We start from the raw sequence: 15,294 nt of genomic DNA on the forward strand, positions 1-15,294 counted from the left end.
GGAATAATATGGCCACCATTTACGAGGTGTCGAAACTAGCTGGAGTGTCTTTGGCAACTGTTTCGCGAGTAATGAATAACAATGCGAATGTCAGTGATGCTACTCGTAAAAAAGTCACTGCGGCAATGAGTGAGCTTGGCTACAGACCAAACTCTATTGCGCAGTCATTAGCGTCGAATTGCTCGAACAGTGTTGGTCTACTTGTGTCTGAATTACAAGGCCCGTTTTATGGCCCTATGATGAGTGGTATTGAGAATATTTTTAGAAACCAAGGTAAACATGTAATCATTGCTGCCGGCCACAGCGACGAAGAGCGAGAAAAGCAAGGCATTGAGTTCCTAATAAGCCGTAACTGTGATGGCCTTATTTTGCATGTTGAAGCTGTCAGCGACGATTACTTAATCAAGCTGAGTAAGGGCCGTGTACCATTTGTACTCATTAACCGTTTTATTCCAGAATTAAGCGACCGTTGTATTATTTTAAATAACATCAAAGGTGGCTACCTTGCAGCCAAACATGTTTTAGAACAAGGCCACAAGAATATAGCCTATATCAGTGGCCCACTTTGGAAAAAAGATGCTCAAGATCGTCTAGCTGGTCACAAACAAGCACTTGCTGAATTTAATTTATCATTTAATGAACAACTGCTTTATCAAGGTGACTTTATGGAAACCAGTGGCTTTGAGGGATTAAAAACAATCTATCAACAAGGGTTGTCATTTAGTGCAGTTATTTGTGCCAATGATGAAATGGCGACTGGCGCCATCGCCAGCGCCAGAGAACTTGGCTTAGCGCTTCCAGAGCAGCTATCAGTGATGGGCTATGATAATGTATTTTTTACTCGCCACATTTATCCGCCCCTAAGTACAATTAACTATCCAATCAATGAGATGGGGCAAATGGCTGCAAACTGGATTCTTAAGCACGTTTATCAAAAGCAAACTGAGCCTCTGCAAACTATGTTTGAGCCAAGCCTTGTTGCTCGACAATCAATTAGGCACTGCCCTCAATAAGATCTGTCAGTAGACCTAGGTTAATTGGCTTTAACAGAACTTGTTCAATATCTAGCGGTTCTATTTTCTCTGGCTCAGGTTCTGCCCCACTGACAATAACTAAGGTTAAGTTGGGGTATAGTTGTTTGAGCTGTTTTGCTAAATCCAAACCGCTGCCGTCAGGTAAATGCATATCAAGCAGCACTTTATCAAACTCAGCGTCTTCACTTAGCGTATTTAAACACGCTTCACAGCTGGCAGCGATTACCGTTTCAACCCCAAGGCTTTCTAATAAAAGCTGAGTGATTTGCGCTGCATCTGTGTCATCTTCAACTAATAAATAACGGGTACTTTTTTGAGTCATCGCCGGACTGTCATCATGCTCAATGACAGGCTCTGTTTTACCTTGGCAAATATAATGATTCAACACCTGATAAAGCAGCCCTGAATCCACTGGCTTGGCGATCATGTCATTAAAACCAAGCGCCGATAGCTCACTTTTAACCCCTTTCATGGTTGCAGCTGTCAGTGCGATAATCGGCTCTTTATACCCCATTTTACGAAGCTCAATTGTCGCCTCTTTGCCGCCCATAACAGGCATGTGAAGGTCGATAAATATAATATCGAAAGCTTTGCCTGCTTGTTCTGCTGCAGCAACCTTTTCAATCGCATGTTTGCCATTTTCAGCGTATTCAACATCAGCCCCAGTACTTGCGATCATATGCCCTACCAAAATACGCAAATCTTTAAGGTCATCGACGACAAGTACACGCCCACTGGTTGAAAGTGTTGTTAACTTTTGATGGCAGTCGGGGTTAGAGTCAAACGTCAGCAATTGACGCTCAACATCACGAATGTTGCCAGGATAAATAGATAAAGTAAATTCAGAGCCGACCCCTTGAGTGGACTCAAGCTCTATTGAACCTTGCATACGTGTGAGTAATTCAGAGCAAATAGCAAGGCCTAGTCCTGCACCACCAACATCACGTGATTCAACATCAGCAATTTGTTCGAATGGCTTAAAAATCAGAGCCTGCTTTTCGGGTGCAATGCCAAGCCCTGTATCTTTGATACTGAAGAACAGCATTTCGCGCTCATTAACCCATGCAGTCCATGCACGCACAACGATCTCACCTTGGTTAGTGAACTTAATTGCATTATTAATAATATTAATGAGGATTTGGCGAAGACGAGTAGCATCAGAATTAATAATTAAAGGCAGTGCCTGTTGTGACTCAAACCTAAGCGATAAGCCCTTATCTACAGCTGACACTCGCATTAAAGTATATACGTCAGCCATTAAGCTATCGAGGTTTACATCACAGCAGTTGAGCTCTAACTTATCTGCCGCAATTTTCGATAAATCGAGTACATCATTAAGTAAGCTCAATAGGTGCTTACCATTTCGGTAAATGACCCCAAGTTCATTATGCGCGTGCTGGTTTTTTTCGCTTTGCATCAACAGTTCGGTATAACCTAATATTGACGATAAAGGCGTGCGTAACTCATGACTTAAATGCGCTAAGAAGCGATCTTTCGAGCGATTTTCAGCTTCAGCTTTCAAACGTTCAACACGCTCATCTTCTACATCCCGTCTGGCTAATGCATAACGAATTGCACGGGCAAACCGACTTGAACTCATTTCGTTCTTAACTAAGTAGTCAACAGCGCCTGCATCAAGTGCAGCAGAGTCTAAGGTGTCATCCGATTGACCCGTGAGCATAATGATAGGGCCACGGAACCCATTAGCAACCGCACTTTTTAATACTTCAAGTCCATCAGAAGCACCAAGTCTATAATCCAATAAACAAATATCGTGTTTATTTTCACTCAACACGTTAACGGCTTCTTCAGGGCAGCTAAGCCATTCAACATCGAATGTATGGGAACCCAATTGCTCTAAGTAATCACAAGTTAGAATATAATCATCTTCATCATCTTCAACTAAGAGTAGTCGGGTTACCTTATCTAACATTTGTTGTCCTTTTTAGTCGTTTAGAGGGGTGGGTAATTCAACAAACTCAACCCAATACTTACCGAGTGTTTTCATCAAATCGACCAAACCATCGAAGGTCACAGGCTTTGTGATGTAAGAAGCGGCGCCTAAGTCGTAACCTTTAACCATATCTTCTTCTTGCTTTGACGTAGTTAAAATAACAACTGGAATACCTTTTAAGTTAGGGTTTGATTTAATCGCTTCTAATGCCTCTCGCCCATCCATCCGCGGCATATTTAAATCAAGCAGAATAAGCCCAGGCCGAGGAGAGTTCTGCTTATCACTAAACTTCCCCTTTCGCTCTAAGTATTCAAGTAATTCAACACCATCTTCGACAAAAAATAACTCATTAAGAACGCGGCTTTCTGCAAGCGCATCTTGAGTTAATAAACGATCGTCTTCATCGTCATCAGCCATTAAAATGGTAATAGGTTTAACTTTGTTAAGTGGCATCTAAGCCTCTCCTTGTAATGTGAAAAGCGAAGCTTCCACGGGTAATTTAAGAATGAAGGTTGCCCCTTCACCAACGCGACTACTCGCTATAATTTCTCCACCATGACGCTCAACAATACGGCGACACACAGACAAGCCGATACCTGTGCCTTTGTATTGCGAGCGGCCATGTAATCGCTGAAATGGTACAAATATTTTTTCGAGATATTCTTCCGAAAAGCCAATACCGTTATCTGATATGGTGATGACTTCCCATTCAACATTACTATTGTGGTTCGGACTAAACTCTTCAATACGCTCATAATCAATGCTAATAAGCGGGGCGACATTTTCACGTCTAAACTTCACTGCATTGGACAAAATATTTAAGAATAGCTGTATCATTTGACTTGGGTCAGCCTGAATATGCGGCAGAGTCATTACATTGACTTCAGCGCCAGCTTCTTTAATAGCGATTTCTAAATCATCCAGCACTTCATCGACAATGCTATTTAAGTCTGTGTCTGTGAAATCTTTACCCCGCGTAGTCACGCGTGAGAACTCAAGTAAATCATTTATAAGGTTAGACATACGCTGAGCGGCATTTTTCATTCGGCTGATATAATCAATGCCTTTTTCACCAAGTTCATTCTTAAACATACTCTCAAGGCGATCGCTAAATGCTTGAATTTTTCGAAGCGGCTCTTGCAAATCATGGCTGGCTACAAAAGCAAACTCTTCAAGCTCTCTGTTAGAGCGGCTAAGCTCATCAGCATAAATCGTCAGTTCTTGAGTACGTTCATCAACTTTAGCGGCTAAGCTTTCATTTTGTTTTTCTAATTCTAAGCGGTATTTAGCAGCATTTTGTAGGTTCGTTCGCGCTAAAATAAACATACCGATTAACAGTAAAGAGCTGGTCACTGCCGTGATAGCAAAAGTGATCTTAGCTTCATTTTTAATCTCAGAAAGGATAGCAAACTTTTCTATTTTAAAATTAAGTTCGCGCATTTGAATTTCATTAACCGCGGCACGAATGGCTTTATACAGATCACGGCCTTTATCTGTAAGTAATAACCGACGCGCTTTCACGTCTTTATTTTCGAGGGCAAAATCGGTTGTTTTAGCCATAACTGCCACTTTGTCGTTTACTAAATGGATAAGGCGTGCAATACGATCAGCCTGCCCAGGTATTTCTGAGTGTAAGCTCTTAACAAGCATAATTTGCGCTTGCATCGTAGCCATTGCATCCGTGTATGGTACTAAATAGTCCTCACGGTCTGTCAGCAAATAGCCCCGCTGCCCAGACTCAGCCTGTACAACTGACAAGTGTAATTGCTCAATAGCTGTGTTTAATGAATTTGTGTTATCAAGGCTACTCTGTGTGTCGCTCAAAGAGCGTATGCTATTAATTGCTAAGAATGCATTCGCCACAACGATACACAAAACAACACTGATAAACCCTGCCCAGCTAACTGTTATTTTACCCTTTTGCTTATGCATTTTTTTCCTAGTTTCTATGCTGCTTACTCGCCGGAATGAGTGTCACTTATTTTTTGTAGTTGCTCGCTACATTGCTGGCAATTAATAATTATTTTATCAAGGGCTGCAAGTGCTTTATCTTTCGGCATATCATTTTCTAATACGAGCTTAACTAACTCTGCATTCATCGAAATACGGTTTAAGGGAGCACGCGCATCGTGCACCAACTGACGTAAAGACTCGTTATTATTCATAGTATTCCTTTGTTATTTATATTCGCCAATGCCTCCATAAGCATTCAAACGGTTATACAGTGTTTTTGTGCTGATCCCTAACATTTGGGCCGCAATTGTCTTGTTACCTTGTACTTTATCTAAAGTCGCATGGATCAACTCTTTTTCAACTTCTTCAATCGTTTGCCCTGCCAGCACTTGATTGTTTGCTTCGGCTTTTTTATTTACCCGTGAAAATGGTGACTCTAGTGAGTCAGGCAAGGTAATAGTGCTTCCTTTTGGATCACTCATAATAAATGCACGGTGGATAGCATGGCGCAATTCGCGTACATTACCAGGCCAGTCATGCCCTTCAAGTACCTTTATCTGACTTGCTTGCCATTTAAAGCTGGTTCCATTTTCGTCATTTAGTTGATCTAAAAATGCCTCTGCGAGCAATGGAATATCTTCTTTTCGCTCGCGCAGTGGGGGAATATCAATTGGAAAAACCGCCAAACGAAAATAAATATCTTCGCGGATCACGTTATTTTGTGCAAGGTCGGTTAACGTTCTATTGGTTGCTGAAATAACACGACAATTTACAGCCTGCTCTTTGGTACCACCAACACGTGTGACTCTTTTGCTTTCAAGTACACGTAATAAGTTTGGCTGCATATCAATAGGCATTTCTGTTACTTCATCTAAAAATAACGTGCCCCCTGCCGCTTGCTCAAACACCCCTTCTTTACGAGCTACAGCTCCCGTAAATGCGCCTTTTTCGTGACCGAATAATTCACTACCAATCAGTTCTTTCGAGAATGCACCACAGTTAGTCGCAACCAAAGGACCATCGCACTGCGTGGCGTTGTGAATTGCTTGTGCAACCACTTCCTTACCAGCCCCACTTTCACCCATTAGCATAACGTTAGCCGATGTTGCCGCAACCCGCTCAATCATCGTATAAAGCTTTTGCATAACCTCTGACTCACCAATTAGGGTGCCAAAATGACGCTTAATACTTGGTGTTGCTTTTTTCTTACCACTGGCTTTTTTAGGATTTAAAACCCGTTCTATATCTTCACGTTGCAGTGGTTTTACAAGGTGCCCTACATTGGGCTCACACATTTCTGCGAGCTTACCTTTTACTGACGGATGACCCGAAATTAAAGTAACACGAGGCGATTGACCAATTAGTTTCAGGTGCTCAAGCAAGTGTAAGCCGCTGCCATCTGGTAGCATAAAGTCTAAAAAGACATGATCAAATGTATTGTTCTCAAACCACTGCTCTGCTTCTGCAAGATTTGCGGCTGTGTTTATATTATGACCTAGGAACTCTACTATGTGACATACAACTTCACTAAACTCGCTATCATCATCAACTAAAAGTACGTTTAACATATTAATTCCCTAAGCTTTTTCAACCATTCTACGCAATTATTTGAAAATGAAAACTACCTGCGTCGAACTACAAACCAATACTTTTAAACTATATTACCCTACAAGTACCACTTTAGGGTAAGTTTAATTAAACTTTTATAACCCTGTATGATGCAGTTCTATAGATTAAGCCAAGCTGTATACTATGAAACTATTAAGAAAAGTTACCCACCCTAGTATTAATGACGAAAACAAAAGTCAGTTCACCCGTGAAACCGCCCGTGCGGTCGTTTTAAAAGGTGAAAAAATCCTCCTGCTTTACACAGCTCGCTATGATGACTATAGCTTACCTGGTGGCGGAATTAACACAGGTGAAAGTATTGAAGAAGGATTAATACGCGAACTACAAGAAGAAACGGGAGCACAAAATATTAAGATAAAAAAGCCACTTGGTCTCTATGAAGAATTAAGGCCTTGGTATAAAGATGACTTTGAGTGTATACACATTAAATCCTACTGCTACTATTGCGACATCGATGAGCAGTTGGCTCTGTCAAAAATGGAGCACTACGAAATACAAAATGGCATGCAACCCAAATGGGTAAATATCCATAGTGCAATCGCTCACAACGAAACCACAATGGCAATGAGCGAGAAGCAAGGTTTGTCGATTCAGCGAGAAACTTTTCTACTCAAACTCATCGCTAAAACTATATAAAAATAATCCCATTAAATTATGGCGTTACTGTTCTTGGATTAACATAAAAACGCCATAAACCCAGAAGATTACTTAACAGGAAAACGGTTTCCATGACCACCGCAACAGGCGAAAAAATAAGTAAGTTGTGCGTGATCCAACAAAGAGTACCCAACACCATCAAGCAACGAAGTAATAGATCTTTGCTCTGAAATGAGGCATATGTTTGAACCAGAGTCGCAGTCAGTGCAATAAAACTGAACCAACTTTGCCATGTAATAAGCACTGCAAAAACACTTAAAGCCATAAAGCCGTACATTACCCACTGCTTTCGAGCAAAAATGCAGTAGCCGTAGCGTAGAGCAGCTATCAGCATCAGTGCCGATGCACTTAAATTATTGAGTAACAAAAAATGTATCGACGTTAGCAAAACCGAGCTAAACAAACACATTAAAATAATTTGCCGAGATTTAAACTGGAACGAGGCTAAATCGAGTAACGTAGCAACAGCAACCAAACATTGCGACAAAATAAACATGACAACTCCTGAAAAAACAGCAGTGTAATGCGCCGCTCTCTATCGCGCCTTAACTTAAGTTAAGACGCTTGCGAATTCGTGATAATGAAATAGCGGAAATACCAATATACATTGCCACTTCTGTTAAGCTCAACTGAGCCAACCAATGGGGCTTTTTAGCAAGTAAATATTCATAACGTTGCTGTGGAGAGTTAAGTAATAAAAAGGCTTCTTTTGCTTCTTTGAATAGCAACTGCTGGGTAACAAGTTGCTGCTTCATCATTTGATTCAAAGGCTGCTCAAGTAATGCTAACGGTACTTTTATTACTTTAGCGTCACGAATGACTTTAAGCTGATAAAGAGCTGGCGAGTGTGTTAACCAATTACCATAGAGCAATGCAAATTCATCTTGAAAGTAAAACTCTTTGCACTTTTGCCCACCATTTTTACTTGCATGGAGTGCCCCGAGTACACCCGATAAAATAAGATAGCCATGAGTTTGCAGCGCTCCTTGCCTTAAAAGCACGTCATCACGCGCATAACGTTTTGTTGGATAGCTCCCCGCTAACTGGTGCTTTAATTGCTTTGCAAGTTGCTGGTAGCTATCTCCCAGTTCAAGTAACTGCGTATCCGTCAATCTTGCCATCCTTGCATTAGCAACTGAGTGATCTTTGCTGCGCTCACCCCATCACGGTTAATAAATTTTTCTCCGCACCAAAGGGGTGAAAAACCACTATCATTGTTTGCTTCTGCATGAGTTCGTAATGCCGTAATTGCGATAGATGCATAAGGAAAAGGAGGCACATGTTGAGGAGTTGCGCCTAACTCTTTCATCACTCTATTCGTTATCCCTCGTGCTGCACGGCCTGAGAATAAGGTCGTAAGTGCAGTACTGCCTGCTTGCTGAGAGATTAATGCTTGGCGGTGTAACGAGCTTGTTGTTGCCTCTTCAGTCAATAAATAAGCACTCCCCACTTGCACTGCAATCACGCCTAACTTTTGATACAAACTCACATCCTCTGGTGTTGCAATGCCCCCCGCTGCAATTGTTGGGATATCAAGTTCGACACACGCACCAACCAACTCTTGAGTAGTCAGCTGTAATGATAAATCCATCGATAAAAAGTGACCTCGATGGCCACCAGCTTGTAGTCCTTGAGCTATTACAGCATCGGCACCGTTTGCAACCAACCACTTGGCTTCTGCGAGTGTAGTTGCTGATGAAAGCACCGTGCCACCCCATTCTTTAATTTGCGAAATGATTGCCGCTTCAGGTAAGCCAAAATGAAAGCTGATCACAGGCGGCTTATAAGGTGCTATTACATCAATAACCTCTTGATTAATTGGCTGACGTGAGGCCACCGTCGAAAGTGCTGATACATCAACATCAAACTCCTCTAGGTAAGGAGAAAGTAAGGTATGCCAAGCAGCTTGCTGCTGTTTCGTATAAGCTGGTGTATGGTGGCAAAAAAAGTTTAAATTATAAGGCTTGTCAGTGGCATGACTTAAATACTCAAGCTCACTTATTAATTGCTCTTTTGATAGCATTGCACAAGGTAAAGACCCTAGCCCACCTGCTCGACACACTGCCTCTGCTAACTTTGCATTTTGCACTCCAGCCATAGGGGCTTGAATAATCGCCAACTCTGTATCGAAATATGATTTTTTCATTGCCTCTCCTTGTAAGTTTTGCATCTGTTTGCAGTTTTTACAGAACCTGCTCATGAGCATTCAAATAAAGATAAAAATTAGCTATAAAAAACAAACAGATAAATAAATATAAAAGTGGTGTTCACCTTGCACGTTACCCTTTACATTTTTTGTAAGGAGATAATGATGACTGACACTGTAACCACAATCAATCCGACTACAGAGCAAGCGCTCGAAACATATACTCTCTTGTCTTTAGAGAAGGCGCAAGCAGAAGTAGACAAATGCCATGAAGCCTTTGAGAGCTGGCGCAAAACATCATTAACCAAACGGGCTGAGCATCTCAATAAGCTCGCAAGTGTTATCGAATCAAATAAGCAAGATATTGCACAGCTTATGACAGATGAAATGGGCAAGCTTTATCAGCAAGGTTTACAAGAAGTTGAGCTATGCGCTGCTATCTGTCGCTATACTGCTGAACAGGGCCCAAAAGTACTAGCGGATGAAAAACGTGACATGCAAGGCGGCCATGCAATCGTCACCTATCAGCCAATTGGCGTTATTTTGGGTATTCAGCCATGGAATTTCCCGCTTTACCAAGTTATTCGTTATGCCTGTGCAAATATTATGGCGGGTAATACGACTGTATTAAAGCATGCTGGCAATGTATTTGGCATGGCTGAAAAGATAGAGCAGCTCTTTGCACAAGCTGACTTCCCTGACTATTGCTTTAAAAACCTTTTAATAGATGGCAAAACGGCCAGCGAATTAATCGAGCATAAAGCGATTCGTGGCGTTACGTTCACAGGCAGTGATGGCACTGGTAAAAAGGTTGCTGAACGTGCAGGAAAATATGTGAAGAAAACCGTCCTCGAACTTGGTAGTAACGATGCCTACGTTGTACTGGATGATGCTGACCTTGAAACTGCCATTAGTGCATGTACGCAAGGTCGTTTGATAAATAATGGGCAAACCTGTGTGTCTGCAAAACGCTTTGTGGTTGTCGATGCGCTTTATAGTGATTTTAAAGCAATGATCAAAAAGCAATTTGAAAATACAAAAATGGGCGACCCTAATGAAAAAGATAGCGATTTAGGTCCAATGGCTCGTGAAGACTTACGCGACAAGCTACATCAGCAAGTCAAAGAGTCTATTGAAGCAGGTGCAGAGGCTGTGGTGGGAGGCGAAATCCCCGAACGCCAAGGTTTTTATTACCCTGCAACCTTACTTGAAAATATTAAACCTGGCATGCCAGCGTATGATGACGAACTGTTTGGCCCTGTTGCATCTCTTATCAAAGCCAAAGATAACGACGATGCTATGCGCATTGCAAACGACTCCCGCTACGGTCTAGGCGGTGGTATTTTCTCGAAAAATGAAAAGCAGGCTATTGAGCTTGCCAAACACCACTTTGATACAGGCATGGTCAATATCAATGGCTATGGCTTGGCGCAACCAAATCTGCCTTTCGGAGGCGTAAAAGATAGCGGTTATGGCCGTGAGCATGGCGGTTTTGGATTACGCGAATTTGTGAATATAAAAACCGTTATGGTCAATGAATAACAACAAGGGCTCAATTGAGCCCTTTTCTTTTACTTACTATTAGTATTGCTTTAATCATCGAACATGGGAACTTGGTGCTTCGATGCACTGGGCATTTTTAATTCCTCAACTGCCACATCTTCATCTATTTGCTCGGTTTGTTTTTGATTACACGCATTGGGTTTATAAACCAGCTCAGTAAGTAAAGCAAAGTGATCTGAGCCATACTTAGCCAACCGCTCAATGCGTTTTACCGTAAAGTCATTACTGTGAAATAAATGGTCGAGCGGCCAGCGCATAAAGAAATATTCAGCATGAAAAGTATTAAAGAAACCGCGCCCTTTACGTGGGTCTAAAAAGCCAGAAATCTTCATAAATAATCGTGTTGTACGAGACCATGCCACATCATTTAAATCACCGGCGACAATGCAAGGACGGCGTAACTTTTTCAGTGCTTTAGCAAGAATAATAAGTTCCGTATCGCGCGTGCGAGAGCTGTCTTCTTCAGTTGGACTAGGTGGTGCAGGATGAATAAAGTGCCCCTGCATTTCAACGCCATCAGCGTCTTCAAATAAAATATGAATTGAAGGAATATCATCTTCAATCAACTCACAAATTTGATAGCGTTTTATTTTATACTTACTGTATAGATGCATTCCGTAGCGATTATCTTTAGGACAATATATTCGGTGTGGGTAATCGCCCTCAAGTCCTTTTAACTGCTGCTGCCAAGTGATGTCAGATTCGAGCGTGATAAATAGATCAGGTTGGTGCTTATTAACTAATGAAATGAGCTTTTCATAGCGATCATTCGACATCAGTACATTAGCCGACATAATACGAATGCTGTGTTCAGCATCCTTGGAACTGGCTAACACCTCTTGCTTAGCAAGTGGTGTATAAGGGTAAATCCACTTTCCTTGCAGTAATAAAATAATAATACTTAAAATGACACAGCTAAGTGTTAGAAACGACCATTGGGATACAGCAAGGTAGCTTGAAACCGCACAACAAAATCCTGCCAAGTAAAACACTTGTAACCTAACAAAGTCACAGCTTCGCACCAAATAATGCTGGCAATATGACATAGGTAATAAGGTGATGATAAGTAATAGCGTCAATACACCGGTTAAAACATAAATCATATTGCTCCCACGTTTAGTTATCTGCTCAAAATAGAAATGATTTCTCGCGTATCTTCAACTAAGCGTACCACTGTCCCATCCACTTGGATAGAAATAAGACCATCTCTGTCGCGAGACTTAATGACCTTACCATGGCGATAAATATCACGATCTAGGATATCTCCTTTACGGTATTTTTTCTGCCAGCCTGGTGGGAGTTCTCCACCGCTAGCAACTTTCTTTTCCAAGCCTGGTGGTAAGCTCTTTCCCTTATTTTTCTCTTTATTCTTGTCTTTAGCCTGCACACCAGTGGCGATAACAGCTAAGCCCACAGCAAAAACCATTAATAGCGTTCTCATATGAATGCTCCTTTTAGTAAACCTTTTTAAGCCTAGCAATGAATGCTGAACACGCAGTGAAATTTCATAAATAAAGCCGCATGAGTGAAGTGAGCGGCTTTAAACATGATTAACGGTAGCGCGAAACAATGGATAGAATTTCACGCGTATCGTGAACAAGATGAATAAGGCGATCGTCAATTTCTATCGCAATGATGCCATTTCTATTACGGCGTTTGATTACTCGGCCATGACGATAAATATCACGGTCTAAAATATCACCATGATGGTAGCGTTTATACCAACCCGGCGGTAAACGACCACCATGCCCTACTTTCTTATAAAGACCTGGCGGTAAGTCACGATAACTATAGCGATCATATTTATCGTAATGTTCATGATGCTTATGATGTTTTTTATATTTATAGTGTTTTTTATGTTTATGATGCTTTTTACGTTCGTGTTTGTGCTCATATCTATCATGATCACGATCATGCCTAGCACTTGCTTCTGCAGGTATTAAACTCAAACCTAACACAGCTAAAGAGATAGTAATTATTTTGTTCATAATAGAGACCCTCTACGTTTGCTCTTGTTACAAAAGCCTAACGTTTGCGACTGAATCATAGATGAAGGATTACAATTAAAAAACCTTATTACCTACATATCAACAAGTTAGGAAACCAACATTTACACTTCTTTAAACTTAAAGTGCGCTCTGATACTTATTATTGCTCTTTTTGAATCAAATACCTCTTTCATGGCAATCGCAGGAAGATTACTTAAGTAAAGCCATTGACCTCGAATACTTTTACCTACTTCAAAAAGCAGTTACCCTCTATTTTTTGTTGTAATTAACCTAAAGGCGTTCATGAAATTATTATTCCTCCCAGCACTCACTGGCTTACAACTTTTAAGTTTACAGTCATATGCAGCGACAACTGAACTTGAGCATATTACGACAACTGCCTCTCGCACAGAAGTGCTTGCCGATCCTCTGCCCGTTGTTGTGAGTAATATTTCAAAACAGCAATTAGCACTCATTGCGCCAACCCATATTGAACAAGCCCTTAAGCAAGTTGCTGGTGCAAATCTTCAACACGGCAATGGCCAAGAGTATTTACCCGCTTTACGTTCGCCTGTTTTTTCTGGTGCCGGTGCATGCGGTGGCTTACTTACAGCTGAAGATGGCATACCGCTGCGTGCTGCAGGCTTTTGTAACATTAACGAGTTATTTGAAGCACACACAGAAATGGCCGAGCGTATTGAGGTATTAAAAGGCCCAGGTTCTGCACTTTATGGCTCAAATGCAGTGCATGGGGTGATCAACGTGATCACTCATGATTCGACCTACGATCATAACCGATTTGGTTTTGATTACGGCTCGTTTGGCTACACTCGTTATAAACTAGGTTCTGGCCATGATTTTGGTCAACAAGGTGTTGGCATCAATGCCAGTATTACTCGCGATACCGGCTATCGAGATGACGAAGGGGTTGACCAAGAAAAAATATCATTACGCCACCGTTTCGATGGTGCAAACTTAACAGTTAATAGTGGCTTGACGTACACCCACTTAGATCAACACACAGCAGGTTATATTGAGGGCTTTGAAAGCTATAAGGATGAGGATATTGCGCAATCAAACCCAAACCCTGATGCGTTTCGTAAAGCACGTTCTTTACGTATATGGTCAAAAATAAATTGGTCTAGGGATGAGAATAATACCTTTACGTTTACACCTTATATTCGTGACCAAAGCATGACCTTTTTTAAACACTTTTTACCAGGTACACCGCTTGAAGAAAATGCCCAGCAAGGTGTTGGTTTGCAATCAAGTTGGCAACATAAGTTAAGTGATTCAAGTCATTTAACTATGGGTTTTGATGGTGAGCTTACTGATGCTGATTTTTTACAATATCAAGATAGCCCAACTGAAGGCTCAGCATTCTTAGTTGCTACAGTCCCTCAAGGAAAACATTACGATTATCAAGTAACAAGTACCTTATTGGCGCCCTTCATTAACCTTGACTGGCAATTGAATGACTTACTCATTAGCCTTGGCGGTAGATACGAACGTATGCGCTATGATTATCAAAATCACATGCTCGCTGGACGCACTAAAGAAGACGGAACACAGTGCACAATGGGCGGGTGTCGCTACTCTCGCCCTGCAAGTGGTGTTAATCGCTTTACTAACTTTTCGCCGAAGCTTGGCTTAAGCTATCAATATGCTGATAACCAGTTTTTCTACGCCAATGCTTCTGAAGGTTACCGAGCCCCGCAAGCGGCAGAGCTTTATCAGTTGCAACGCGAACAAAATGTGGCAGATCTTAAGTCTGAAATAGCTAAAAACTTAGAGCTTGGTTTAAAAGGCCAACAAGCAAAGCTGCATTATGTATTTAGCATTTACGCTATGAACAAAAAGAACACAATTTTCCGCGACAGTGATTTTTATTATGTCAATGATGGTCAAACTCAACATCGTGGAATTGAGCTTGAGCTTGCCTATGCCATCACATCAAGCCTATCGATGCAGTTTGCCGCGAGCCATGCCAAGCATACTTACAGTTACAATCAAGTGCTCGGTGGGGTTAATATCAATGGCAATCTTATTGATACCGCACCACGTAACATCGCAAACTTGCAGCTACTTTGGCAAGCAAACGACATGACACGTATTGGGCTTGAGCTGCATACCACTAGCAGCTACTTTACAGACCCCGAAAATCAGCACAGCTATGAAGGCCACTCTCTTGTTAATTTAAGAGCCGCATGGCAACTCACTCCTAAGCTTACGGTGACTGCGCGAATTAATAACCTTACTGATGAGCATTATGCAGAGCGCGCTGACTACACAACCTTTAGCGGCGACCGTTACTTTCCAGGTCGGCCACGCAATGCAATGTTATCAGCAAGTTACCAGTTTTAAGTAACC

15 protein-coding genes are annotated in these 15,294 nt (G+C 41.6%); 4 read left to right on the forward strand and 11 right to left on the reverse strand.

From position 1 onward, the window contains the following. Window positions 1–8 precede the first annotated feature (8 nt). Window positions 9–1,013: a LacI family DNA-binding transcriptional regulator gene (locus L3V41_RS16705; RefSeq protein WP_237128123.1), complete on the forward strand. Its 1,005-nt coding sequence runs from the start codon at window positions 9–11 to the stop codon at window positions 1,011–1,013. Here the strand turns inward: L3V41_RS16705 and L3V41_RS16710 are convergent. Genes L3V41_RS16710 through L3V41_RS16730 form a run of 5 tightly spaced genes read right to left on the reverse strand, consistent with a single transcriptional unit; the run spans window position 994 to window position 6,509 of the window. Further along, the gene (locus L3V41_RS16710; RefSeq protein WP_062570165.1) at window positions 994–2,967 is read right to left on the reverse strand and encodes a response regulator; all 1,974 of its coding nucleotides are present in this window, start codon (window positions 2,965–2,967) and stop codon (window positions 994–996) included. The two genes, L3V41_RS16705 and L3V41_RS16710, sit on opposite strands and share 20 nt — an antisense overlap. A 12-nt stretch (window positions 2,968–2,979) precedes the next feature. Further along, a complete protein-coding gene (locus L3V41_RS16715; RefSeq protein ID WP_062570164.1) occupies window positions 2,980–3,441 on the reverse strand; it encodes a response regulator in 462 nt (153 codons plus the stop codon). Beyond that, entirely contained in the window at window positions 3,442–4,920 is a 1,479-nt protein-coding gene (locus tag L3V41_RS16720; protein WP_062570163.1) for a sensor histidine kinase, read from the reverse strand. A gap of 23 nt (window positions 4,921–4,943) precedes the next feature. Continuing rightward, window positions 4,944–5,153 carry a hypothetical protein gene (locus L3V41_RS16725; RefSeq protein ID WP_062570162.1) on the reverse strand — a complete coding sequence of 70 codons (210 nt, stop codon included), beginning with the start codon at window positions 5,151–5,153 and terminating at the stop codon, window positions 4,944–4,946. Between the two features lie 12 nt (window positions 5,154–5,165). Further along, the gene (locus tag L3V41_RS16730) at window positions 5,166–6,509 is read right to left on the reverse strand and encodes a sigma-54 dependent transcriptional regulator (protein WP_062570161.1); all 1,344 of its coding nucleotides are present in this window, start codon (window positions 6,507–6,509) and stop codon (window positions 5,166–5,168) included. 184 nt (window positions 6,510–6,693) lie between these two features. Here L3V41_RS16730 and L3V41_RS16735 point away from each other — a divergent pair, with 184 nt between their 5' ends. Then, a complete protein-coding gene (locus L3V41_RS16735; RefSeq protein WP_237128124.1) occupies window positions 6,694–7,206 on the forward strand; it encodes an NUDIX domain-containing protein in 513 nt (170 codons plus the stop codon). 16 nt (window positions 7,207–7,222) lie between these two features. On the opposite strand, the gene L3V41_RS16740 is transcribed toward L3V41_RS16735, so the two are convergent. From L3V41_RS16740 to L3V41_RS16750, 3 genes are read right to left on the reverse strand one after another with little or no spacing between them, the layout of a single operon-like run. Continuing rightward, window positions 7,223–7,723 (reverse strand): YgjV family protein, encoded by a 501-nt coding sequence (locus tag L3V41_RS16740; protein ID WP_237114849.1) that lies wholly within the window; start codon window positions 7,721–7,723, stop codon window positions 7,223–7,225. A gap of 49 nt (window positions 7,724–7,772) precedes the next feature. Then, a complete protein-coding gene (locus L3V41_RS16745; protein WP_237128125.1) occupies window positions 7,773–8,348 on the reverse strand; it encodes a Crp/Fnr family transcriptional regulator in 576 nt (191 codons plus the stop codon). Next, window positions 8,336–9,373, reverse strand: a complete 1,038-nt coding sequence (locus L3V41_RS16750; protein WP_237128126.1) for a nitronate monooxygenase — start codon at window positions 9,371–9,373, stop codon at window positions 8,336–8,338. Before L3V41_RS16750 ends, L3V41_RS16745 begins: the two co-directional genes overlap by 13 nt. Before the next feature lie 165 nt (window positions 9,374–9,538). Here L3V41_RS16750 and L3V41_RS16755 point away from each other — a divergent pair, with 165 nt between their 5' ends. Next, window positions 9,539–10,915, forward strand: coding sequence for an NAD-dependent succinate-semialdehyde dehydrogenase (locus tag L3V41_RS16755; RefSeq protein WP_237128127.1), 1,377 nt, complete (start codon window positions 9,539–9,541; stop codon window positions 10,913–10,915). 50 nt (window positions 10,916–10,965) lie between these two features. Here the strand turns inward: L3V41_RS16755 and L3V41_RS16760 are convergent, their stop codons facing one another. The 3 genes from L3V41_RS16760 to L3V41_RS16770 all read right to left on the reverse strand — a co-directional run bounded on the left by L3V41_RS16760 (window position 10,966) and on the right by L3V41_RS16770 (window position 12,924). Beyond that, a complete protein-coding gene (locus tag L3V41_RS16760; RefSeq protein WP_062570155.1) occupies window positions 10,966–12,039 on the reverse strand; it encodes an endonuclease/exonuclease/phosphatase family protein in 1,074 nt (357 codons plus the stop codon). 17 nt (window positions 12,040–12,056) lie between these two features. Next, window positions 12,057–12,377: a hypothetical protein gene (locus L3V41_RS16765; protein ID WP_062570154.1), complete on the reverse strand. Its 321-nt coding sequence runs from the start codon at window positions 12,375–12,377 to the stop codon at window positions 12,057–12,059. 109 nt (window positions 12,378–12,486) lie between these two features. After that, window positions 12,487–12,924, reverse strand: coding sequence for a hypothetical protein (locus tag L3V41_RS16770; RefSeq protein WP_062570153.1), 438 nt, complete (start codon window positions 12,922–12,924; stop codon window positions 12,487–12,489). 303 nt (window positions 12,925–13,227) lie between these two features. Between L3V41_RS16770 and L3V41_RS16775 the strand changes: the two genes are divergently transcribed. Further along, window positions 13,228–15,288, forward strand: coding sequence for a TonB-dependent receptor (locus tag L3V41_RS16775; RefSeq protein ID WP_237128128.1), 2,061 nt, complete (start codon window positions 13,228–13,230; stop codon window positions 15,286–15,288). Window positions 15,289–15,294: the final 6 nt, after the last annotated feature.

The sequence above is a fragment of the Pseudoalteromonas sp. L21 genome (assembly GCF_021728035.1).
GTDB lineage: Bacteria > Pseudomonadota > Gammaproteobacteria > Enterobacterales > Alteromonadaceae > Pseudoalteromonas > Pseudoalteromonas arabiensis.

Coding starts and splice junctions, on each gene's coding strand:
- L3V41_RS16720 (WP_062570163.1), bottom strand. CDS start 4,920: ATGCATAAGCAAAAGGGTAAAATAACAGTTAGCTGGGCAGGGTTTATC.
- L3V41_RS16765 (WP_062570154.1), bottom strand. CDS start 12,377: ATGAGAACGCTATTAATGGTTTTTGCTGTGGGCTTAGCTGTTATCGCC.
- L3V41_RS16730 (WP_062570161.1), bottom strand. CDS start 6,509: ATGTTAAACGTACTTTTAGTTGATGATGATAGCGAGTTTAGTGAAGTT.
- L3V41_RS16770 (WP_062570153.1), bottom strand. CDS start 12,924: ATGAACAAAATAATTACTATCTCTTTAGCTGTGTTAGGTTTGAGTTTA.
- L3V41_RS16745 (WP_237128125.1), bottom strand. CDS start 8,348: ATGGCAAGATTGACGGATACGCAGTTACTTGAACTGGGAGATAGCTAC.
- L3V41_RS16725 (WP_062570162.1), bottom strand. CDS start 5,153: ATGAATAATAACGAGTCTTTACGTCAGTTGGTGCACGATGCGCGTGCT.
- L3V41_RS16760 (WP_062570155.1), bottom strand. CDS start 12,039: ATGATTTATGTTTTAACCGGTGTATTGACGCTATTACTTATCATCACC.
- L3V41_RS16710 (WP_062570165.1), bottom strand. CDS start 2,967: ATGTTAGATAAGGTAACCCGACTACTCTTAGTTGAAGATGATGAAGAT.
- L3V41_RS16750 (WP_237128126.1), bottom strand. CDS start 9,373: ATGAAAAAATCATATTTCGATACAGAGTTGGCGATTATTCAAGCCCCT.
- L3V41_RS16740 (WP_237114849.1), bottom strand. CDS start 7,723: ATGTTTATTTTGTCGCAATGTTTGGTTGCTGTTGCTACGTTACTCGAT.
- L3V41_RS16715 (WP_062570164.1), bottom strand. CDS start 3,441: ATGCCACTTAACAAAGTTAAACCTATTACCATTTTAATGGCTGATGAC.
- L3V41_RS16775 (WP_237128128.1), top strand. CDS start 13,228: ATGAAATTATTATTCCTCCCAGCACTCACTGGCTTACAACTTTTAAGT.
- L3V41_RS16705 (WP_237128123.1), top strand. CDS start 9: ATGGCCACCATTTACGAGGTGTCGAAACTAGCTGGAGTGTCTTTGGCA.
- L3V41_RS16755 (WP_237128127.1), top strand. CDS start 9,539: ATGACTGACACTGTAACCACAATCAATCCGACTACAGAGCAAGCGCTC.
- L3V41_RS16735 (WP_237128124.1), top strand. CDS start 6,694: ATGAAACTATTAAGAAAAGTTACCCACCCTAGTATTAATGACGAAAAC.